Source organism: Streptomyces botrytidirepellens, from assembly GCF_003721215.1.
GTDB lineage: Bacteria > Actinomycetota > Actinomycetes > Streptomycetales > Streptomycetaceae > Streptomyces > Streptomyces himastatinicus.
Map to the genome: position 1 here is coordinate 21,862 of NZ_RIBZ01000333.1, position 20,022 is coordinate 41,883.

General features: G+C 70.5%; 21 protein-coding genes and 1 tRNA gene. 11 read left to right on the forward strand and 11 right to left on the reverse strand.

The window, feature by feature from the left end:
- Positions 1-195 precede the first annotated feature (195 nt).
- Together phoR and phoP are read left to right on the forward strand one after the other, a co-directional pair.
- Positions 196-1,485 (forward strand): two-component system sensor histidine kinase PhoR, encoded by a 1,290-nt coding sequence (gene phoR / locus EEJ42_RS30620; protein WP_123105090.1) that lies wholly within the window; start codon positions 196-198, stop codon positions 1,483-1,485.
- Complete coding sequence (gene phoP, locus EEJ42_RS30625; protein WP_037795450.1) at positions 1,482-2,162, forward strand: two-component system response regulator PhoP; 681 nt, start codon at positions 1,482-1,484, stop codon at positions 2,160-2,162. Before phoR ends, phoP begins: the two co-directional genes overlap by 4 nt.
- Before the next feature lie 251 nt (positions 2,163-2,413).
- Here the strand turns inward: phoP and EEJ42_RS30630 are convergent, their stop codons facing one another.
- Positions 2,414-3,148 carry a copper chaperone PCu(A)C domain-containing protein gene (locus EEJ42_RS30630; RefSeq protein WP_123105092.1) on the reverse strand — a complete coding sequence of 245 codons (735 nt, stop codon included), beginning with the start codon at positions 3,146-3,148 and terminating at the stop codon, positions 2,414-2,416.
- Between the two features lie 580 nt (positions 3,149-3,728).
- Between EEJ42_RS30630 and EEJ42_RS30640 the strand changes: the two genes are divergently transcribed.
- The 7 genes from EEJ42_RS30640 to EEJ42_RS30670 all read left to right on the forward strand — a co-directional run bounded on the left by EEJ42_RS30640 (position 3,729) and on the right by EEJ42_RS30670 (position 10,761).
- Complete coding sequence (locus EEJ42_RS30640; RefSeq protein ID WP_009716930.1) at positions 3,729-4,211, forward strand: CarD family transcriptional regulator; 483 nt, start codon at positions 3,729-3,731, stop codon at positions 4,209-4,211.
- A gap of 279 nt (positions 4,212-4,490) precedes the next feature.
- Positions 4,491-5,264: a 2-C-methyl-D-erythritol 4-phosphate cytidylyltransferase gene (ispD, locus tag EEJ42_RS30645; RefSeq protein WP_123105094.1), complete on the forward strand. Its 774-nt coding sequence runs from the start codon at positions 4,491-4,493 to the stop codon at positions 5,262-5,264.
- Positions 5,254-5,763, forward strand: coding sequence for a 2-C-methyl-D-erythritol 2,4-cyclodiphosphate synthase (gene ispF / locus EEJ42_RS30650; RefSeq protein WP_123105096.1), 510 nt, complete (start codon positions 5,254-5,256; stop codon positions 5,761-5,763). Before ispD ends, ispF begins: the two co-directional genes overlap by 11 nt.
- A 167-nt stretch (positions 5,764-5,930) precedes the next feature.
- Positions 5,931-6,335, forward strand: a complete 405-nt coding sequence (locus EEJ42_RS30655) for a PPOX class F420-dependent oxidoreductase (protein WP_123105098.1) — start codon at positions 5,931-5,933, stop codon at positions 6,333-6,335.
- An 88-nt stretch (positions 6,336-6,423) separates the two neighbouring features.
- Entirely contained in the window at positions 6,424-7,821 is a 1,398-nt protein-coding gene (gene cysS / locus EEJ42_RS30660) for a cysteine--tRNA ligase (RefSeq protein ID WP_123105100.1), read from the forward strand.
- A 154-nt stretch (positions 7,822-7,975) separates the two neighbouring features.
- Positions 7,976-8,929 carry a 23S rRNA (guanosine(2251)-2'-O)-methyltransferase RlmB gene (gene rlmB / locus EEJ42_RS30665; protein WP_123105102.1) on the forward strand — a complete coding sequence of 318 codons (954 nt, stop codon included), beginning with the start codon at positions 7,976-7,978 and terminating at the stop codon, positions 8,927-8,929.
- A 146-nt stretch (positions 8,930-9,075) separates the two neighbouring features.
- Positions 9,076-10,761, forward strand: coding sequence for a DoxX family protein (locus EEJ42_RS30670; protein WP_425472982.1), 1,686 nt, complete (start codon positions 9,076-9,078; stop codon positions 10,759-10,761).
- A 65-nt stretch (positions 10,762-10,826) separates the two neighbouring features.
- On the opposite strand, the gene EEJ42_RS30675 is transcribed toward EEJ42_RS30670, so the two are convergent.
- From EEJ42_RS30675 to EEJ42_RS30685, 3 genes are all read right to left on the reverse strand, one after another.
- A complete protein-coding gene (locus EEJ42_RS30675; protein ID WP_123105104.1) occupies positions 10,827-11,639 on the reverse strand; it encodes a nucleotidyltransferase family protein in 813 nt (270 codons plus the stop codon).
- A gap of 57 nt (positions 11,640-11,696) precedes the next feature.
- Positions 11,697-12,116: a hypothetical protein gene (locus tag EEJ42_RS30680; RefSeq protein WP_123105106.1), complete on the reverse strand. Its 420-nt coding sequence runs from the start codon at positions 12,114-12,116 to the stop codon at positions 11,697-11,699.
- Positions 12,117-12,336: 220 nt separating this feature from the next.
- Positions 12,337-13,473 (reverse strand): ABC transporter ATP-binding protein, encoded by a 1,137-nt coding sequence (locus tag EEJ42_RS30685; RefSeq protein ID WP_123105108.1) that lies wholly within the window; start codon positions 13,471-13,473, stop codon positions 12,337-12,339.
- 178 nt (positions 13,474-13,651) lie between these two features.
- On the opposite strand from EEJ42_RS30685, the gene EEJ42_RS30690 reads away from it, so the two are divergent.
- Positions 13,652-13,724 (forward strand) — tRNA-Thr (locus tag EEJ42_RS30690).
- 76 nt (positions 13,725-13,800) lie between these two features.
- Here the strand turns inward: EEJ42_RS30690 and EEJ42_RS30695 are convergent.
- From EEJ42_RS30695 to EEJ42_RS30725, 7 genes are all read right to left on the reverse strand, one after another.
- Positions 13,801-14,940, reverse strand: coding sequence for a site-specific integrase (locus EEJ42_RS30695; protein WP_123105110.1), 1,140 nt, complete (start codon positions 14,938-14,940; stop codon positions 13,801-13,803).
- Positions 14,940-15,140, reverse strand: coding sequence for a helix-turn-helix domain-containing protein (locus EEJ42_RS30700; RefSeq protein ID WP_123105112.1), 201 nt, complete (start codon positions 15,138-15,140; stop codon positions 14,940-14,942). The genes EEJ42_RS30695 and EEJ42_RS30700 overlap by 1 nt, the downstream gene beginning before the upstream one ends.
- On the reverse strand, positions 15,137-16,588 hold the full coding sequence (locus tag EEJ42_RS30705; RefSeq protein WP_123105114.1) for a replication initiator: 1,452 nt from the start codon (positions 16,586-16,588) through the stop codon (positions 15,137-15,139). The genes EEJ42_RS30700 and EEJ42_RS30705 overlap by 4 nt, the downstream gene beginning before the upstream one ends.
- 134 nt (positions 16,589-16,722) lie before the next feature.
- Positions 16,723-17,409, reverse strand: a complete 687-nt coding sequence (locus EEJ42_RS30710; protein WP_123105116.1) for a DUF2637 domain-containing protein — start codon at positions 17,407-17,409, stop codon at positions 16,723-16,725.
- A gap of 41 nt (positions 17,410-17,450) precedes the next feature.
- Positions 17,451-18,830, reverse strand: coding sequence for a cell division protein FtsK (locus tag EEJ42_RS30715; protein ID WP_123105118.1), 1,380 nt, complete (start codon positions 18,828-18,830; stop codon positions 17,451-17,453).
- Positions 18,827-19,021 carry a hypothetical protein gene (locus EEJ42_RS30720; RefSeq protein ID WP_123105120.1) on the reverse strand — a complete coding sequence of 65 codons (195 nt, stop codon included), beginning with the start codon at positions 19,019-19,021 and terminating at the stop codon, positions 18,827-18,829. Before EEJ42_RS30720 ends, EEJ42_RS30715 begins: the two co-directional genes overlap by 4 nt.
- Positions 19,018-19,365 carry an SCO3933 family regulatory protein gene (locus EEJ42_RS30725; protein ID WP_123105122.1) on the reverse strand — a complete coding sequence of 116 codons (348 nt, stop codon included), beginning with the start codon at positions 19,363-19,365 and terminating at the stop codon, positions 19,018-19,020. The genes EEJ42_RS30720 and EEJ42_RS30725 overlap by 4 nt, the downstream gene beginning before the upstream one ends.
- A 145-nt stretch (positions 19,366-19,510) precedes the next feature.
- Between EEJ42_RS30725 and EEJ42_RS30730 the strand changes: the two genes are divergently transcribed.
- Positions 19,511-19,951 carry a GntR family transcriptional regulator gene (locus EEJ42_RS30730; RefSeq protein ID WP_123105124.1) on the forward strand — a complete coding sequence of 147 codons (441 nt, stop codon included), beginning with the start codon at positions 19,511-19,513 and terminating at the stop codon, positions 19,949-19,951.
- Positions 19,952-20,022 lie beyond the last annotated feature (71 nt).

The window sequence follows — 20,022 nt, forward strand, 5'->3', positions numbered from 1 at the left end:
CCCCCCGCGGTTAACCGCCCAGGACGCCAAGGTGAACTCTCGGCAACGCTCCCCACGCCACCTCGTGCGGCGGTCGGCCGCCGCGGCGTCCGGAGTGAACCGCCGCCATCCCCCCGGTGAACTCTCGGCAACGTCTGTTCGAGAGGCCCTGTGCAGGGCTGTGGAGGCCGCTCGCCGCCCGCATAACCTGGATGCATGAACGTGAACGCGGCGATCGCCGCAGTGGCGGCGCTCGCCGGGTTGTGCACCGGTGTCATCGCCATGCTGGCGTTCCGCTGGAGCGAGCGCGAACAGGCGAAGCCTACGCGCTCATCGCTGCATACCGATGCCGCCCTGCCACCCGGTGTGGACACCGTGCTCTCGGTACTGCGTTCCTCGGCCGTCGTCCTCGACGAGGCGGACGCCGTCGTCAAGGCCAGCTCGGCCGCGTACGCGCTGGGGCTGGTGCGCGGCGGCAAGCTCGCCGTCGAGCCGATGCTGGCGATGGCCCGCGACACCCGGCGGGACGGCGAGATCCGGCAGATCGAGCTGGACCTGCCGCGGCGCGGCACCGGCCGGGGCGACGCCCTCGCCGTGTCCGCCAGAGTGGCTCCGCTCGGCTCCCGGCTGGTCCTGCTGCTGGTCGAGGACCTCACCGAGGCCCGCCGGATCGAGGCCGTACGGCGCGACTTCGTCGCGAACGTCAGCCATGAGCTGAAGACCCCGGTCGGCGCGCTCTCCCTGCTCTCCGAGGCCGTCATGGACGCGTCCGACGACCCGGAGGCCGTCAGCCGCTTCGCGGGCCGGATGCAGGTCGAGGCGACCCGGCTGTCCAGCCTCGTCCAGGAGCTGATCGACCTCTCCCGGGTCCAGAACGACGACCCGCTGGAGGACGCCGAGCCGGTACGGGTGGACGAACTGGTCGCCGAGGCCATCGACCGCTGCCGCCATCAGGCGGGCACCAAGCAGATCACGATGGCCACCGGCGGCACCGCCGATCTGCGGGTGTGGGGCAACCGGGGCCAGCTGGCCGCCGCCCTCGGCAACCTCGTCGAGAACGCGGTCAACTACAGCCCGGCCCGCACCCGCGTCGGCATCGCGGCCCGCCGCATCCCCGCGACGGGCGGCGATCTGATCGAGGTCGCCGTCACCGACCAGGGCATCGGCATCTCGGAAAGGGACCGTGAGCGGATCTTCGAGCGGTTCTACCGGGTCGACCCGGCCCGCTCGCGGCAGACCGGTGGAACCGGCCTCGGTCTCGCCATCGTCAAGCATGTGGCCGCCTCGCACGGCGGGGAGGTCACGGTGTGGAGCGCTGAGGGACAGGGCTCCACCTTCACCCTGAGGCTCCCGGAGGCCGGTGCGGCGCGGGGGGACCGGGATCGCCCGGCCGGCGGGCCGGGCGAGCCGTACGATTCCGGATCCGACCTCGATGGTGAGGACGGCGACCGACCGTACGAGACCTTCACCAACGATCAACTTTCTGCCCCGGAGGTCCTTCCGTGACCCGAGTTCTGGTCGTCGAGGACGAGGAATCGTTCAGCGACGCGCTGTCGTACATGCTCCGTAAGGAGGGATTCGAGGTCGCCATCGCGGCAACGGGACCCGACGGGCTCGACGAGTTCGAGCGGAACGGCGCCGATCTGGTGCTGCTCGACCTGATGCTGCCGGGGCTGCCCGGTACGGAGGTGTGCCGCCAGCTGCGTGGCCGTTCCAACGTCCCGGTGATCATGGTGACCGCCAAGGACAGCGAGATCGACAAGGTCGTCGGCCTGGAAATAGGGGCCGACGACTACGTGACCAAGCCCTTCTCGTCGCGTGAGCTGGTGGCCCGCATCAGGGCCGTCCTGCGCCGCCGCGGCGAGCCGGAGGAGGTCACCCCCGCGGCCCTGGAGGCGGGCCCGGTCCGGATGGACGTGGACCGGCACGTGGTCACGGTCGGCGGCGGCAAGGTGGACCTCCCGCTGAAGGAGTTCGACCTGCTGGAGATGCTGCTGCGCAACGCGGGCCGGGTGCTGACCCGGATGCAGCTGATCGACCGCGTGTGGGGCGCGGACTACGTGGGCGATACGAAGACCCTCGACGTCCACGTCAAGCGGCTGCGAGCCAAGATCGAGCCGGATCCGGGTGCTCCGCGGTACCTGGTGACGGTGCGCGGCCTGGGCTACAAGTTCGAGCCGTAAACCACCGGCCTCGGGCCGGGCCCGCCGGACGGAGTCCGGCGCAGCGCGCCGAAGCCCGTGAGGCCCCCGGGGCCGATCGGTGCGAGGTGCGCACGCGGGAGGGGGCTCGAGCCGGACCCCGGCGCTCCGCGGTACCTGGGACGGTGCGCGGCCCGGGCTACACGTTCGAGCCGCAAAACGGCCTCAGCCGCGCACAGCGGCGCTGCAACGCGAGGGCGGCCCCGGATCTCCGGGGCCGCCCTCGCGTGTGCTCAGTCCTCGTCGTTCGGCGTCGGCTCGCCGGGGGCGATGCCGTTGCGCTGGCCGCCGCCCGGCTTGTTGCTCGCCGAGCCGGAAGCCGTGTCGGACGGCTTGCCGCTCGGCTTCTGGTCACCCGGCTGCGCGGTCTGGCCCGGGGTGGTCCGGCCCGGCGTGCCGGAGGGCGTACCGCCCCGGGTGGCCGACGGGGTAGGGGTCGGCAGCTCGGACGGGCCCCAGCCCTTGAAGTAGCTCGTCGCGGGCACGACGAAGGCCGTGATCGGCACGTCGCCGGTCGAGCTGAGGTCGAAGACGACCCGCTGGGCGTCGCCGTCCTTGGCGGCCTCGCGCCCGTCGGAGACGACGGCCGAGGCGTTGCCCTCGCCGCCGAGGGCGACGGAGCCGCCCGCCGGGACGACGATCTTGCTCGCGGCCTTGCCCGCGCCCTTGGCCGGGTGCAGCTTCGCCGTCGCCTTCGCGTCGGGCAGCGTGATGGCCGTGAGGGTCTCGTCCCGGTCGCCGTTGTTGAAGATCCGGGCCGTGACCACGGCCGGGCCCTTCGCCGTACGGTCCGGCTGGGTCACCACGGTGGCGTTCTGGATCTTGATATCGCCGACGGACGTCGCGGCGTTGTCGGGCTTGACCTCCAGCGTCTGGGCGTCGTTACCGGCTCCGCAGGCGGAGAGCGGGGCGACCGAGACCACGATGGCGGCTGCGGCGAGGGCGCCGCGTCGAAGGCTGCTGCTCACGGCGGCGGCATCTCCTAGGACGAGGTAAAAGTTGGATCAGCGCGCTTAGGTTACCGATCCGCCCTTCTGGCCCCGCACCCGACCCGCCTTCGGGGGCGACGCGCCCGGCCCGCACGCCCCGCACCGCACATCCGTGACCACCCTCCCGACCACCCTGAATATCGGTTCGGTGACGGATCGGGGAGATTATCGGTAAGGAATCCGTGGACGTCCGAAAAATTGATCACGCACTTGACCACAGATGTCTCACAGACATGATCAGTGCGGCCGTGATCAATTCGGGAATCGGGGCCGGATCTGTCGCTCCTCGGCCGAACGGAGTAGCGGAAGTCCATCGACCGGACTCCGGCAAAACGGGACGTACGGCCACCTGCATGATGTTCTCCGGGCGTGTATCGCGCCGGTTTCAGGCCGCCCGGACAACCGCTCCCACCTGCGAATACCCGGTTCCGCCCACCGTGCCCAGCACGTCCCAGCCGCTGTTGTCAAGCCCCGAGATATGCCCTGACCTGCGAAAACGCCATTCAGAAGAAGGCGTTCACGTGTTACCCTGGATAGCCACGGAAGGGGTACCTGTCACATGACGTTCAAGGTTGGCGACACCGTGGTCTATCCCCATCACGGGGCCGCGCTGATCGAGGCCATCGAAACTCGTCAGATCAAAGGCGTGGACAAGACCTACTTGGTGCTGAAGGTCGCTCAGGGTGACCTGACGGTTCGTGTGCCGGCGGACAATGCGGAGTTCGTCGGTGTGCGTGATGTGGTCGGCCAGGACGGGCTGGACCGGGTCTTCGAGGTGCTGCGCGCACCGTATGCGGAAGAGCCCACGAACTGGTCCCGTCGCTACAAGGCAAATCTCGAGAAGCTCGCCTCCGGTGATGTGATCAAGGTTGCCGAGGTCGTGCGTGATCTCTGGCGCCGAGAGCGGGAGCGCGGTCTGTCCGCCGGTGAGAAGCGCATGCTCGCCAAGGCGCGCCAGATCCTGGTGAGCGAACTCGCCCTCGCCGAGAGCACCAATGAGGACAAGGCCGAGGCCCTGCTGGATGAGGTACTCGCGTCCTGACATATAAATGCCGCGGTGCCCGAGTGATTCAGACCTGCTCCTCGTAAGTAAGTCTGTTCGCCGGGCGCTGCGGCATGTGCGCGCACAGGCACCTCAGCCCACCACATCGCAGCCCTTGGCGCAAGACCGTTTGTGGTGTCGCTGTTGTGGTGCAAGGTGTGCCGGGCCCGGGCAGCTGGCACGACCAGTCGTCACGGAAGGGGCCGGTCGGGGCATCGCGCCCGGCACGCTGTGGCCATACCCATTTCGGCCGAGGAAGCAAACCTGAACGCCAACGCAATGTCCGTAACCCCACCCGGCGGCGAGTCCGAGCGCCCCGCCCGCACCGCCGCAGTGATCCCCGCCGCGGGCCGTGGCGTGCGACTGGGCCCGGGAGCCCCCAAGGCGCTGCGCCCGCTGAGCGGGACGCCGATGCTCGTGCACGCCGTTCGGGCGATGGCCGGATCCCGCGCCGTCTCGCTCGTGGTCGTGGTCGCCCCGCCGGACGGTGCCGACGAGGTCCAGCGGCTGCTCGACGCGTATCCGCTCACCGGGACCACCGAGGTGGTCGTCGTCCCCGGCGGTGAGACCCGCCAGGAGTCGGTGCGCCTCGGCCTGGCCGCGGTCCCCGACAGCGTCACGACGGTGCTGGTGCACGACGCGGCGCGGCCGCTCGTCCCCGTGGACACCGTGGACGCGGTCGTCGCCGCCGTACGGGACGGATCGCCCGCCGTCGTCCCGGCGCTGCCGGTGACCGACACCGTCAAGCGGGTCGAGCCGCGCACCGGCGACCGGGCCGGTGAGCCCGAGCCGGTCGTCGGCACCCCCGAGCGCGCCCTGCTGCGCGCCGTACAGACCCCGCAGGGTTTCGACCGCGCCACGCTCGCCGCCGCGCACGAGAAGATCGTCCTGGAGGGCGACGGCGCGACGGACGACGCGGGCATGGTCGAGCGGATGGGCGTCGAGGTCGTGGTCGTGCCCGGCCACGAGGAGGCGTTCAAGGTGACCCGGCCGCTGGATCTGGTGCTGGCCGAGGCGGTTCTCGCGCGCAGGAGGAAGAACGATGGCTTCTGAGCGGCCGCCCGCGGCGGGGCTCCCCGCGCTTCCCCTGGTCGGGATCGGCACGGATGTGCACGCCTTCGAGCAGGGCCGCGAGCTGTGGTGCGCGGGTCTGCTGTGGGAGGGCGAGGAGTACGGCCTGGCCGGGCACTCCGACGGCGACGTGGCCGCCCACGCCGCCTGTGACGCGCTGTTCTCCGCCGCGGGCCTCGGCGACCTCGGCGCCCACTTCGGCACCAGCCGCCCCGAGTGGTCCGGCGCGTCCGGGGTGACGCTGCTGGCGGAGGCGGCCCGGATCGTGCGGGCGGCGGGCTTCGAGATCGGCAATGTGGCGATCCAGGTGATCGGCGTCCGCCCCAAGATCGGCAAGCGCCGGGACGAGGCGGTGAAGGCGCTGTCGTCGGCGATCGACGCTCCCGTCTCGGTCTCGGGTACGACGACGGACGGGCTGGGCCTGACGGGCCGGGCCGAGGGCCTGGCGGCGGTGGCGACCGCGCTGGTGGTGCGGCGCTAGCCGCGCGGATGCCTGGCGGGCCCGGTGTGGCGGAGGGCATTCCTCCGCCGTACGGGCCGTTCCTCGGAGCGGGCCCCGCAATCTTGACGGTGTGTGGGGTACGGATCGGGTAACGCGCATCTCATCCGTACCACCGCCCAGCTCGGCGCGAGGAAAGGAAGCACCCCGTGGCCACCACACTCTCCGACGACCTCAAGCGCGTCCTCGACACCCCCGTCTTCGTCATCATCGGCACCACCCAGCCCGACGGCAGCCCTCAGCTGTCACCGGTGTGGGTGAAGCGCGACGGCGACGAGCTGCTGTTCTCGACCACCATGGGACGGCGGAAGCAGAAGAACATCGACCGCGACCCCCGCGTCACGGTCCTGGTGCAGCCCGCGGACGCGCCGTACACGTACGCCGAGATCCGCGGCACGGCGAGCTACACCACCGAGGGCGCCCAGAAGCTGATCGACGAGCTGTCGCTCAAGTACACGGGAAAGAAGTACGCCGAGTTCAACCCGGCCTCGGGCCAGGACGACGAGCGCATCGTCGTGCGGATCGCCGCCCGCAAGGTCGTCGGCAGCCTCTGAGAGAGGCGTCACGGTGAAGTGTCACGCTTCTGTGTCCCCGCGGCCGACGGGTCGCGGGGCACTACCGGGTTCCGACTACCCTTGACGCGTGACTATTCGCCTGTACGACACCGGTGCCCGGCAGATCCGTGACTTCTCCCCGCTCACGCCGGGCTGTGTCTCGATCTACCTGTGCGGCGCGACCGTGCAGGCTGCCCCGCACATCGGGCATATCAGGTCGGGGCTCAACTTCGACATCATGCGCCGCTGGTTCGCGTACCGCGGCTACGACGTGTCGTTTGTCCGTAATGTCACGGACATCGACGACAAGATCATCACCAAGTCGGCCGAGCAGGGCCGCCCGTGGTGGTCGATCGGCTACGCGAACGAGCGCGCCTTCACCAGCGCGTACGACGTTCTCGGCTGCCTGCCGCCGACGTATGAGCCGCGGGCGACCGGCCACATCCCCGAGATGATCGAGATGATGCGGGGCCTGATCGACCGGGGTCACGCGTACGCGGCCGAGGGCAACGTCTACTTCGACGTGCGCTCGTACCCCGAGTACCTCCGGCTCTCCAACCAGGACCTGGACGGGCTGCGCCAGCCCAGCGGCGAGGGCGAGACCGGCAAGCGCGATCCGCGCGACTTCGCCATGTGGAAGGCGGCCAAGCCCGGCGAGCCGAGCTGGGAGACCCCGTGGGGGCGCGGCCGCCCCGGCTGGCACCTGGAGTGCTCGGCGATGGCGCACAAGTACCTGGGCAGCGCCTTCGACATCCACGGCGGCGGCGTCGACCTGATCTTCCCGCACCACGAGAACGAGATCGCGCAGGCCAAGGGGTTCGGCGACGACTTCGCCACGTACTGGGTGCACAACGCGTGGGTCACCATGAGCGGCGAGAAGATGAGCAAGTCGCTCGGCAACTCGGTGCTGGTCTCCGAGATGGTCAAGCGCTGGCGCCCCATCGTGCTCCGCTACTACCTGGGCACCCCGCACTACCGCTCCATGATCGAGTACAGCGAGGAGGCCCTGCGCGAGGCGGAGTCCGCGTTCGCGCGCATCGAAGGCTTCATCCAGCGGGTCGTGGAGAAGGCCGGGACCGTCGAGCCCGCGGCCGACGTGCCGCTCGCGTTCGCGGAGGCGATGGACGACGACCTCGGGGTGCCGCAGGCGCTCGCGGTCGTCCACACCACCGTCCGCCAGGGCAACTCCGCCCTCACCGCCGACGACAAGGAGGCGGCGGTCGCGCGGCTGGCCGAGCTGCGGGCCATGCTCGGCGTGCTGGGCCTGGACCCGCTCGACGACCACTGGTCGGGCGGTTCGGACCGCGGCGAGGACCTGCACGGTGTGGTCGACTCGCTCGTCCGGCTGGTCCTGGAGCAGCGCCAGGCCGCGCGCGGTCGCAAGGACTACGCGACGGCGGACGCGATCCGCGACCAGCTCCAGCAGTCGGGGCTGGTCATCGAGGACACCCCGTCCGGTCCGCGCTGGGAGCTGGGCACCCGCTGACCTCGCTCTTTGTGCCGCCCGCTGAGCCGGGCGGCACACTGGTATGACCGTACATACGACCGTAGACGCGTGTGACGTTCGACGTTTTTCCGTTGCCCGTTGCCCGTTGCCGTTTGCCGAGCAGCGCTGAGCAGTGAAGAGATAGGTGACATTCATGGCCGGCAACAGCCAGCGCAGGAACCGCCGTACCAGCAACAAGAAGGGCGCGACGGTCGGCAGCGGCGGCAAGCGGCGCCGGGCCCTGGAGGGCAAGGGCCCCACCCCGCCCGCCGAGGCGCGCAAGGGACACGCCAAGCAGCGCATCGCCAACGCCCGCGCCCGGCAGGCCGCCAAGCGCCCGGCCCCGCGCCGCGGCGGCGCCAAGGGCACGAACGAGCTGGTGGTGGGCCGTAACCCGGTGGTCGAGGCGCTGCGCGAGGGCGTCCCGGCGAACACGCTGTACGTGCAGCAGTTCATCGACAGCGACGACCGGGTGCGCGAGGGGCTGAAGATCGCCGCCGACCGCGGCGGCATCCACCTCATGGAGGCCCCGAAGGCCGAGCTCGACCGGATGACCAACGGGCTCAACCACCAGGGCCTCGTGCTCCAGGTCCCGCCGTACGACTACGCCCACCCCGAGGACCTGAGCGCGGCCGCCTTCGACGACGGCGAGGACCCGCTGATCGTCGCCCTCGACGGCGTCACCGACCCGCGCAACCTGGGCGCCGTGGTGCGGTCCGTCTCCGCCTTCGGCGGCCACGGCGTGGTCGTACCGGAGCGGCGCGCGGCCGGGATGACCGCCGGGGCCTGGAAGACCTCCGCGGGCACCGCCGCCCGCACCCCGGTGGCGCGCGCCACCAACCTGACCCGGGCGCTGGAGTCCTACCAGAAGGCAGGCCTCACGGTCGTCGGCCTCGCGGCGGACGGCGAGACGGAGCTTCAGGACCTGGAGGCGCTGGACGGCCCGGTCGTGATCGTCGTCGGCAGCGAGGGCAAGGGCCTGTCCCGACTGGTCGGCGAGACCTGCGACTTCCGGGTCCGCATCCCGATGCCCGGCGGCGCGGAGTCGCTCAACGCGGGTGTCGCGGCGGGCGTGGTGCTGTACGAGGCGTCGCGGCGCCGGGCGTAACCCTTCGTACGACGCACGGTCTCCTCCGCCCCGCCGGTCCACTGGGACCGGGCGGGGTGGGGGACGCTGGACGATCTTGACGGTCCCCCGACAGATCACACCGTCCCCGGCAGTGTCTTTCCCGCCGGTCACTCGGTTAGTTGAGCGTGGAGACCAGAAAATTCCGCACGCCCCTGGCGGGACGCGCGTCGGGATTCGACGACGAGCCGCAGCTGACCATGGCCAAGGTGCCGTGTGACCCTGCGAAGGTCGCCGTCAATCCCCCCAGCTTCCGGGTGCAGCTCTCCTCCCCGGTCGTGAGCAGCGCGCTGGCGGACACGGCCCGGCTCGCCGGTATCGGGACCGGGGCCGCGCCCCGGCGCCGCCCGCCCGTGGTGTGGAGCGGGCGCACCCGGCCCGGCGGGGACACGGCGGCGACCCGACTCCTCCAGGCCGTGCGGTACTCCGAAACCGTGGACGGCCCCGAGGACGTGGGCACCACCCAGGTGCTGCCCCGGGTCACCTTCGACGACGGCCCGCCCGCGGTCACCGGCCCGCCCACGGTCATCGGGCCGCGCAACCCGCGCCGGGACCCGGCGCCGGAGACCGGGCGGCCACCGCGCCCGCGGGAGTCGGACGCCACGCACCGCACCGGCCCGACGCCACGCGTCCCCCGGCCCTCGCACGCCGCCCACCACCAGACCCGGCAGGCCCACCACCGGACCCGTCAAGCGCCGCAGACCCACCAAAGTCCCCAGGTCCCGAGCCCGCGGCGCCCCTCCGAGCAGGTGCGGCACGCGTACTACCCCGACCGCCGGATGAACCTCGGCGTCGTCCTCCTCCCGCTCCGCATCTTCCTCGGCTTCATCTCCGTCTACGCGGGCATGGGCAAGCTCTCCGACCCCGTCTACTTCGACGGCGGCGAGCGCGGCTCGATGGTCACCTGGCTCCAGTCCCTGCACCCCTGGCCGATCGCCGAGCCGCTGCGCGACCTCGCCCTGGAGCACCCGGTGGGCGCCGGGCTGACCGTGGCGTTCCTCCAGATCGTGGTCGGCGTGCTCACCGTCCTCGGGCTGTGGCAGCGGCTCGCGGCCTGCGTCGGCGCGGTGTTGTCCGCCGCGCTGATCCTCACCGTGAGCTGGCGGACCGTACCGGTCTACGACGCGCCCGACATCATCTACCTCGCCGCCTGGAGCCCGCTGATCATCGCGGGCGCCCCGGTGTACTCGACCGACGCCCGTCTCGCGGGCGAGGCCTGGCGGCGGCTCGGCCCGCGCGTCGAACTGTGGGCGCTGCGGCGGCGGGTGCTGCGCCGCGGCACCGTCATGGCGATGGTGGTGGCCGGGCTCACCCTGCTGCTCGGCTCGACGATCGGCGGCGCCGTACGGTCCTCGGAGACGGTCCGGGCGCCCGAGCCGCGCGAGGTGCCGAGGAACAGCCTCCCCGGCTCGCCGCTGCCCCGGAAGCCCGAGACCAGCCCGCGCGGCGGGGTGGGCGGCGCGGTGGAAACGCCCGGATCGCCGTCGTACCGCGCCCCGTTGAACCGTCGGACCCCCTCCGCCTCCCCGTCGGCGTCCGCCACCTCGGGCAGGCCCAGCGCGACGGGTTCGGCGAGCGGCACCGGCAGCCCCGGCCAGGCGCGGCGCCACCGTACGACCCCCCGCACCCCGAGCCGCCCCGAGGCCCCGATGACGGAACCGGGCCCGCCGGCCCTCGGCGGCGGGGGCGGCGCGGGCCTGGGCGGGACGAGTTCGGAGGGCGGCGGCATGGGCGGGGGCGCCCCGGCGGCCGATTCCTACGACGAGGGCGAACCGGCGCAGGAGGAGGCCGCGCTGGGCGGTCTGCTGGGCTGAACCGTACGGAGGCGGAAGGCCCTCCGCGCAGACGTGAGCGCGGAGGGCCTTCGGCGTACCGGGACTTAGTCGTGCAACGGCCGCACGGGCGTTGACTCCAGCGAGCCGCGCCCGGACGGCGGGGGACCCGAGGAGAGTTCCTTGGCGGCCTCGGTGAGGTCCTTGGCGGTGTCGATGGCCCGCCAGTACGCCCCGTGGGGCAGCGGAAACCCGGCCAGCCGCCGCTCGCGCGCGAGCCGCGGGAACGTCGTCCGCTCGTGGTCGCCGCGCTCCGGCAGCAGCGAGGTGAAGGCGGCGGAGAAGACGTACACGCCCGCGTTGATGAGATACGGGGAGGGCGGCGACTCGATGAAGTCGAGGACGTGACCGAACTCGTTCGTCTCCACCGCCCCCCAGGGGATGCGCGGCCGGGCCAGCGCGAGCGTCGCGACGGCGTCGCGTTCATGGTGGAAGTCGGCCATCTCGCGCAGCGAGAAGCGGGTCCAGATGTCGCCGTTGGTGGCGTACCAGGGCTGATCGGCGTGGGGGAGCCGGGCGGCGGCGAACTTCAGGCCCCCGCCGCGGCCGAGCGGTTCCTTCTCGACGACGGTCGTCACGCGCAGCGGCAGCTCCGCCGACTCCAGCCAGTCCTGGAGGACGGCGGCGAGATGACCGCAGGAGACGACCGCGTCGGTGACCCCCTCGGCGGCCAGCCAGGCCAGCTGATGGCCGATGATCGGGGTCCCGGTACCCGGGATCTCGACCATCGGCTTGGGACGGTCGTCGGTGTACGGACGCAGCCGCGAGCCCTGGCCCCCGGCCAGGACGACGGCCTGTGTGGGGCGCGGGGCATGCGGGTGGTGAGCGTGGTGCCCGGGCCTGTGGAGGTCATCGGTCATGGATCGCACCATATGCGGTGGCGCGGTGACCGCACGGGGAGTGGGGCCCGGACGTGATCAGCGGTACGCCTGGGTGATGCCGGACGCGAACGAGGTGTCGCAGACGGGACGGGCGTACGCCTGGGCCCGGTTCGTACCCCCGTACTTGGCGACCGCGGCGCGGCCGAGCGCACGGGCGATGTCCGCGCAGTGCCGCGCCAGCGACGGCCGTTCGTTGGTGGCGACCTGGAGGTGGGTGAGGGCCACTCCCGGGTCCTTCTCCTGCAACTCCGCGAGCAGCCGGTCGCGCAGCAGCTCGTGCGGGGCACGGTGGACGGCGTGGGTGGAGGCGCGGTCGGAGGAGGCGGTGAGGATCTGCGACTCGGCGCTCGGCGAGGCCCACGGGACGCGGGTGACGGCGAGCGTTCCGGAGAGGACGAGCACGACGGGGAGGACGAGCGCGAGGGTTCTGCCGATACGGCGGGCTGCGGTGTTCACGGGAGGGATCGTAGCGAGGAGCGATGATTTGGCGACATTGAGTCACCGACCCGGGTGATGGAAACCCGTTCTTGCGCGCGGGGGCGTTGACGAACGGAATCGAAAAGACCGGAATGTCGAGGAATTTATCGACAATGCCACAACGCGACAGTGGGCTGCCGCGGACATGAGTGAGGCGCCGCCCCCGCACAGCGGAAGACGGCGCCTCACCTCACGGACATCAGTCGCTGAGCCGCTCCCCGGTGGAGGTGGAGAAGACGTGGGCCTCGCCCGGCTGCGGCACGACGTGCAGCTGTGCGCCCTTCTCCGGCACCTGGCGGCTGCCGACCCGGATCACCAGGTCCTTGCTCTCGCCGCCGACCTCGGCCGAACCGAAGACGTACGCGTCCGCGCCCGTCTCCTCGACCACGTTGACGGTGATCGCGAGACCGGCCGGGGCGTCGTCGGAGGCCTTGGTCAGCGACTTCGCCGCCCCGCCGTTCGCCTCCACCACGTCGAAGTGCTCGGGCCGGACACCCACGGTGACCGTACGGTCGCCCTTGTCGGCCGCGGCGCCCAGCGCGTCCCGGTTCACCGGGACCACGCTGTTGCCGAACTTCACACCGCCGTCGATGATCGGCACCTCGACCAGGTTCATCGCGGGCGACCCGATGAAGCCCGCCACGAAGAGGTTCGCCGGCCGGTCGTACATGTTCCGCGGAGTGTCGACCTGCTGGAGCAGCCCGTCCTTGAGGACGGCCACCCGGTCGCCCATGGTCATGGCCTCGACCTGGTCGTGGGTGACGTACACCGTCGTGATCCCCAGCCGCCGCTGGAGGCTCGCGATCTGCGTACGGGTCTGCACGCGCAGCTTGGCGTCCAGGTTCGACAGCGGCTCATCCATCAGGAACACCTGCGGCTCCCGCACGATGGCCCGCCCCATCGCCACGCGCTGCCGCTGACCACCGGACAGCGCCTTCGGCTTGCGCTCCAGGTACTCCGTGAGGTCCAGGATCTTCGCCGCGTCCTCGACCTTCTGCCGGATCTCGGTCTTGTTGACCCCGGCGATCTTGAGCGCGAAGCCCATGTTCTGCGCGACGGTCATGTGCGGGTACAGCGCGTAGTTCTGGAACACCATCGCGATGTCCCGGTCCTTCGGCGGCAGGTGCGTCACATCGCGGTCGCCGATCCGGATCGCCCCGCCGTTGACGTCCTCCAGCCCCGCCAGCATCCGCAGCGACGTGGACTTCCCACAGCCCGAGGGGCCGACCAGAACGAGGAACTCGCCGTCTTCGATGCCGATGTCGAGCTGGTCGACGGCGGGCTTTTCGGTGCCCGGGTAGATCCGGGTCGCCTTGTCATACGTGACCGTAGCCATGGTGATCTGGTCCCTTCACCGGCAGGAACGTGCCGGACGATCCGAGTAAAGGTAGGGGTCTAGTCCACTGCACGTGGATTGGCGTGACGCTATACCGCCCACCCCCGCCCTGTCTCTACTCCGGACACCAGAATTTTCGAACGGAGCACCCCGGTGTGGTGGGTACACTGCTGGGGACGCCGACTTAGCTCAGCTGGTAGAGCACCGCTCTTGTAAAGCGAAGGTCGTCGGTTCGAACCCGACAGTCGGCTCTGTGCCTCACCAGGCCGAACGCCCCCGCGATCTTGGATCGTGGGGGCGTTGACGGCAGAAGTTGACGGCAGTCTCCTACCTTCGGCGCCTCAGCAGCCGGTCCATGTGGCCCATCGCCTCACGACGGCTGTCGTCGTTCACGTGGGTGTAGACGTTCATGGTGACCGCGATCTGCGAGTGGCCCAAGATCTCCATCACGACGCGCGGGGCGATCCCGGCCGCGAAGAGTAGCGAGGCGCATCCGTGCCGGGTGTCGTGCAGACGCACCCGAGGCAGCTTGGCGGCTTCCGTGATCCGGTCGAAGGACCGGTTCAGGTTGCGCGGCTCGATGGGCCGACCGCTGCGCGTGGTGAACACGTAGCCGCCAGCCTGCCAGTCCTTTCCGGCAGCGGTGCGCTGGTTGGCCTGCCGGAGGCGCTGCCACCGGAGCGGGGCGACGCACATCAACGGGATCGGGATCGTCCGCGCACGCCGGTTCTTGGTGCTGTCCACGTACAGCTCCTTGCCACCGCGCTGGAGCTGGGACCGCACGGTCAGCGTGCGCCGCTCCAGGTCCACGTCTCGCCAGTGCAGGCCCAGGATCTCCCCACGGCGCAGTCCCAGCGCGACCGCCAGGACGAACGCCGGGTACAGGGGGTCCGAACGCGCCGCCTCCAGGAACGTCAGGGTCTCGTCCAGCGTCCACGGCCGCAGCTCCCGGGGCTCGACGCGCGGCGCGGGAACCAGCTGCGCGACGTTGCGGCTGATCAGTTCCTCACGGCAAGCCGTCGTCAGTGCCGTACGGAGGACCCGATGCGCCTCCTTCGCGGTCGCGGCCGACGCCTGAGCCGTGACGTTCTTGAGCATGCGTCGCACGTTCGCCGTGGTGAGCGATTCCAGCCGACGCGTGCCCAACTGCGTTATGAGGTACAGCCGTACGTGCATCTCGTACTTGATGTACGTGGTGCGCTTGCGCTGCGGCTTGATGTGCTCTTCCAACCAGTACGGCAGCCATTCGGAGAGCTTGGCGGACCGGGAAGGCGTGGGGATTCCCTGGCGGTCCCGCCGGACGAGTTCCTGACGCTTCTCGTCGCACTCTGTCCAGGTGGCGCCGTAGACGGTTTTGCGCTTGCGGGTGCCGTCAGGCTGAGGGACGTAGACCCGCGCCTCAAAGCGTCCGTCCTTGCGCTGCCAGATGCTTCCGGCGCCGTTGGGGTTCCTCTTCTGGGATGCCATCAGGCCGCGTTCTCCTCGATCTGTTCCTGAATGAAGGCGCGCAGGCTGTCCGGAGACACACGCCGGGCGCGCCCGACGGTGAAGCTGGCCAACTGGTGGGTTCGTATGAGGTCGTAGACCTTGCTCCGGCTCAAGCGCAGGGCAGTCATGACCTCGGGGATGGTCAGGGCCGTGTGCGTCGATGACAGGCACCTACTCACAGCCACGGGTCTCCTTCTGTCTTGCGGCGTTCGGCTTGGGCGAGGTCGTGGCGTACCTGTGCGGCGAGGAGTTCTTCGCCGGGGCTGTAGCCGGAGGCCAGGTATTGCCAGTGGGAGACGACGAGGGTGGTTTCCTCGTCCAGCTCGGTCCGGTCGTCTGCGGCGCGGGCTTGCTCGGTGCGCCAGGCTCGGCGGATGTCGCGGAGTGCGCCGAGGGTGGTGGAGTAGCGGCGGGATTTGCTGGAGAAGTGGCCCCGGAAGCCGAGCATGTGTGCCCACTTCCAGAGCTTGAGGTCGGCGAATTCCGGCAGGTGGCCGAGGTCCCAGGCGGTGCGGATCATCTGGCGGACGTGGCTGTGCACGCGCAGATCCGCAATCGGCTCGAACTGCCCGGTGCCGTCGCACTGATCGCACAGGTCCCGGAAGCTGTCCGGGCCGCGCTGGTAGCCGCGTCCGGCGCAGTGGGCACAGCGCAGGGAGTGATCCACGGTGCCGGAGTCCTCGGCGCTCTTGGTGGCGTACTTGGCGACGTAGGCGGCCACCTTCTGGTCGGTCAGTTCGCCGTCGCCCAGGGCCGTGATTTCGCGGATGTCGATCTGATCGCCCCAGGCGATTTCGCGTTCGCCGATGGCGTCGGACGTCACGGTGAGCACGGCCCGTTCGGCCGCCTTGGTGACCGCGTGGGTGAGAGCGTCGACCGTGGCCCAGGTGGGCGGGGGCTGGTTGCTGCCTTCGGGGCCATCGAGGCGGATCACGGCGTGGAAGTGGACCAGGCCGCGCCGCTGGTACTCGGCGACCTTGGCGAAGGAGACGCGTAGCGCGGCGTTGAGCGCCTTCTGGGTGATGCCGAGGTGCGCGGCCAGCTCGCGGCGCAGGTAGGTGGTGAAGCGGGCCCACAATGCTCCGGCATGGGCGTTCCACAGCACGGCTCCGGCGTAGTCGTAGGTCGCCGGGGACAGCGGCGTGCCCAACGACGGGTCATCGGGCCCGTGGCGTTCGCCGCAGCGGCAGGTCAGGGTCTCGCCCGCGTCGGTGGTGAGGCGGTTGTGGACCGGCCCGAAGGACGGCGCGGTGAGGGTGACGAACAGCCGAGGGTGGCTGCGGACGGTCTCCGGCACGTTCTTGCCGCCGGAGAGTCCGGCCCGGATCAGGTGGTAGGTGTCAGCGGCGTACAGCCGCGAGCAGGACGGGCAGCGGGAGGAGCGGCGATTGCCGCACGCCGTGAGCAGCCGCCCAGTGGGTTCGTCAGCGGTGCGGTACGAGCGGACAACGGCGTTCGTCGCCGCGTCCCGGGTTTCGGTGGAGCCGACGAGTTGCACGGGTCGGGTGCAGCCGCGGACTTGGCTGATCTGGTCTTGGACGCGTTCGAAGTCGGGGAGGTGGGCAAGGTGGATGAGGTCCCGCAGGGCCAGGCTCGCCACGTGGCGCAGGTCCAGGGGGGCTTTCACGGGTGACGCATCCTTTCAAGGTGAGGGAGGGCCCCGGGCAGCACTGGGCCAGGGCTGCGGGTGCTGCTCGGGGCATGACGGACTAAGCCCGGTGGGGCTGAGGGTCTGGGTTGCCGGAACGGCCGGCGGGGGGATCAGGCGGAGAGCTGTGCGTGGGCGGCCGTGGCCAGGGGCAGCGCGACGCCGAGCCGGGTCCGGAGCTGGGCCGCAGTGATGGGTTCGCCGTGTTCGGCCTGGTAGTTGTCGGCGATGGTGCGGGCTGCCTTCAGCAGCGGCGCGGGCACGGTGACCGCCGGGGAGGTCTCCGACTTGGGCGTGACGGGGCGCGCCGCCGGTTCGGGGGCCGGGCCAGGCCCAGGCTCGGGGACCGGGTCCTTCTCAACCGGAGCGGAAGGCGCTGCCATGGTCGGAGCGGTGTGGGCCACGGTGTTGAAGTGGCGGAGGAGTTGCGGGCCGACGGCTCCCCAGCCCAGGAGGAGGAGCGGGGCGACCGCGTCCACGGCGGCGCGGCCGTAGTGTCCGGCGGCGATGGGTTCGGCGATGTTGAGGGCCAGCGTCAACAGCCCAGACAGATGCATCAGCCGCGTTGCGGCCTTGATGTGCTCGGCGGGGACGCCGCGCAGGGACAGGTAGCGCAGGGCGACCAAGAGGCCGACCACAGACAGGTCAACCATGGGCGCGATCAGCGGAGCGATCGGGGCGGGTACGCCGAGGCGCAGGGCCAGGGCCCAGACGTTGCCGAAGGAGAAGACGAAGGCCAGGGCCGCGATGATGCCCATGACCACGGTCACGGTGCGCTGAGTGATCCGGTCCTCAGACATAGGGATTCACCTCCTTCCGGGTGTCGGTTGCTCGAAGATCGTCACTTGGTGAGGAGGACCGGCGCCCCAGGGCCGTTGGTCAGTTGATCGTTGAGGAGGTCGGCGGGGTCGCGGGTCAGGTGTGCGGTGGCGGTGGCGATGCGGGCCGCGTCGTCGTCGGCCACGTACGGGGTGCGGATGCGGGTGAAGCCGGGTCGGCCCTGGTGGGCCATCGAGGCCACGCCGACGTAGGCCGGGTCCTGGAGGGCAGTTGGATTGGCGTCCGGCCAGTTCCGGATGTCCTCGCCCAAGGCGACCACGGCCGCCTCAGCGGTCTTCTGCGCGAAGGACAGACCCACCGGGCACACGTCCCGGATGAAGGTGGGGATGGCATCCCCGGTCGCCTTCTGCGTCGCGATGATCACCAGGATTCCGACGCTCCGGCCCTTCTTCACCAGGTCCTCAACCAGCCGCGCGTTCTCGGCGGCCAGGGCAGCGAGTTTCTTGGTCTGCGGGTCCGATCCCTTGTAGTCACGGAAGTAGGTGTGCGCCTCATCCACGATGAGCACGGTCAGCGGCCAGGTCTCCGAGGGCCCGACGTGCCACATGTTCTTCACGCCCAGCAGAGCACGGATGGACGCCGAGCGGTCCCGCCGCAGCCTCACCAGCCGCTTGAACAACACGTTCGCCTCGGCCAGGTCATCGCCGACGAACGCGAACGCCCGCTGTGCCAGGTCGGCGTAGTCGCCCTCATCCGAGTAGGTCACCTTGCCGTCGGCCACCGCGTACTGAATCGCCGCCGACGGAGCGGTGTCGCACAGGAGCCGGTTCACCAGAGACGTTTTGCCGAAGCCGGGCAGTCCGGCCACGGTGACCCCGGGCACGTCGGACAGGCTGACGCTCACCGGCTGTGCGTACTCGTCCAGCCCCAGATGCCACACCGCCAGCTCCTCTGGCACCCTGCCGGTGGGAGTGTGCTCGGTGCGGACGACCAGTGGGTCAACACGCACGCCACGGATGACCAGCTGCCCCGGCTTGTCGGGGAGGACCGAGACTCGTGTGCAGCGCCAGGCGTCGGCCAGGTAGGGGGCCGCCCTCTGGAACTCCGCCAGGCTGACCTTGGGCAGGCACACCGCCCGTACCAGGACGCCGTACCGGTCGGCGGTGACTTTGATCTTCGGGATGAGGACCTTGGGCTTGGGCACCTTCCCGTCCGGCGCCACGATCACGGCCGGGGGCGTCTTGTCGGTCACCGACAGTCCGGCCATCGGGGCCAGTCGACGCCAGCCCCGGCGGACGCGTATGGCCTGCCGGATGCTGGCCCGCGTCATCGTGTCGGCGCGTATGTAGCGCACCAGCCACCACAGGGCCCATCCGAGGGTCAGGGCCAGGGCCGCCCCGGCCAGAGCCGGGGCGGACCCGATGATTTCTCCCAGAGTCACAGTGCGTCCTTGTAGAGGAATCGGTACAGGGATATGCGCAGTTCCAGCAGGTCACGGCCGGAGGTGAACTTGGGGTAGCCGTGCGCCTCGATCACCTCGGCCACGTCCAGCGCCAGGCCGTTGGTGAAGCGCGAATCGTGGTCCCCGCTCTCCGGGGCGACCGGGTAAGCCCGTTCGCGAGCGGGCGTCACTTGGCCACCGCCGCAAGCTCCAGCTTCGCCGCCCGGTAGGCCACGCCCTCGGAGAGCTGGCCGTTGAAGACGCGGGCCCACGGGGTGGCGAACAGGTCCGTCACCCGCACCGGGGTGCCCGGCTGGAGACCGTCCGGCAGACCGCTTTCCGGAACGGTGAGCTTCATCTGCTCCGCCCGGCCTTCCTCCATGAGGAAGACGGTCAGGGTGTGCAGGAACTCGCCGGTGTCGCGGTCGGTGGCGAGGGCCCCGGACTCCGGGTCCTTGATCTTCGGCACCGGGGCGGTGCCAGCGATGAACATCGTCGAGGGCAGCAGCCCCACGCGGATACGGGTCATAGCCATGCCTTTTGCTCCCTTTCGTTGCCAGCCGCTTGTGCGGCCGGGCCACCAACTATGAGCTAGCCAGGCTAGCTAGGTCAAGTGAGCTAGATGTCTGAGTTCAAAGGTCTGGGTGTGTTAGGTGGGCTAACACGGCTACCCTTGGACCATGACGCCGCCGACGCACGACGCCCGCCCGCCGTACCAGCAGGCAGCCGAGGCCATCCGGAGCGACATCAAGGCGGGCAAGATCAAGCCGGGCGAACAGCTTCCCTCGCACCGCGAGCTGCAAGAGCGGTTCGGCATCGCCAACATGACCGCCCGCAGCGCACTGCGCGTGCTCCGCGAAGAGGGCTTGATCTACACCGTGCAGGGGCGCGGCAGCTACGTTGCGGACGTAATCGGCCCCGAAGGCAAACTGATCGAGCCCAAGCGCATCGAGAGGCCCCGAGCGACCTCCGAGGAGGAGACGGGCCCGGCCAGCGCGGAAGCTGCCGGGAACCTCGCCGACGCGCTCCTAGGGGTCCGGGAACAGCTCCGCACACTGAACGCGGAGGTGCAGACCCTCAAGCAGGAAGTCGCCGAACTCAGGTCGCGGCAGGAGCCGTAGACCGTCCCCTCAGAGCCCTGTCGGCGAGGTCGATCGCCCCTTGACCTCAACTGAGGTTCAACTTCTAGCGT

Excerpts from the sequence above, each read along its gene's own strand:
- phoR (WP_123105090.1), top strand. The coding sequence starts at position 196 with ATGAACGTGAACGCGGCGATCGCCGCAGTGGCGGCGCTCGCCGGGTTG.
- EEJ42_RS30640 (WP_009716930.1), top strand. The coding sequence starts at position 3,729 with ATGACGTTCAAGGTTGGCGACACCGTGGTCTATCCCCATCACGGGGCC.
- ispD (WP_123105094.1), top strand. The coding sequence starts at position 4,491 with ATGTCCGTAACCCCACCCGGCGGCGAGTCCGAGCGCCCCGCCCGCACC.
- ispF (WP_123105096.1), top strand. The coding sequence starts at position 5,254 with ATGGCTTCTGAGCGGCCGCCCGCGGCGGGGCTCCCCGCGCTTCCCCTG.
- rlmB (WP_123105102.1), top strand. The coding sequence starts at position 7,976 with ATGGCCGGCAACAGCCAGCGCAGGAACCGCCGTACCAGCAACAAGAAG.
- EEJ42_RS30675 (WP_123105104.1), bottom strand. The coding sequence starts at position 11,639 with ATGACCGATGACCTCCACAGGCCCGGGCACCACGCTCACCACCCGCAT.
- EEJ42_RS30685 (WP_123105108.1), bottom strand. The coding sequence starts at position 13,473 with ATGGCTACGGTCACGTATGACAAGGCGACCCGGATCTACCCGGGCACC.
- EEJ42_RS30695 (WP_123105110.1), bottom strand. The coding sequence starts at position 14,940 with ATGGCATCCCAGAAGAGGAACCCCAACGGCGCCGGAAGCATCTGGCAG.
- EEJ42_RS30710 (WP_123105116.1), bottom strand. The coding sequence starts at position 17,409 with ATGTCTGAGGACCGGATCACTCAGCGCACCGTGACCGTGGTCATGGGC.
- EEJ42_RS30725 (WP_123105122.1), bottom strand. The coding sequence starts at position 19,365 with ATGGCTATGACCCGTATCCGCGTGGGGCTGCTGCCCTCGACGATGTTC.
- EEJ42_RS30730 (WP_123105124.1), top strand. The coding sequence starts at position 19,511 with ATGACGCCGCCGACGCACGACGCCCGCCCGCCGTACCAGCAGGCAGCC.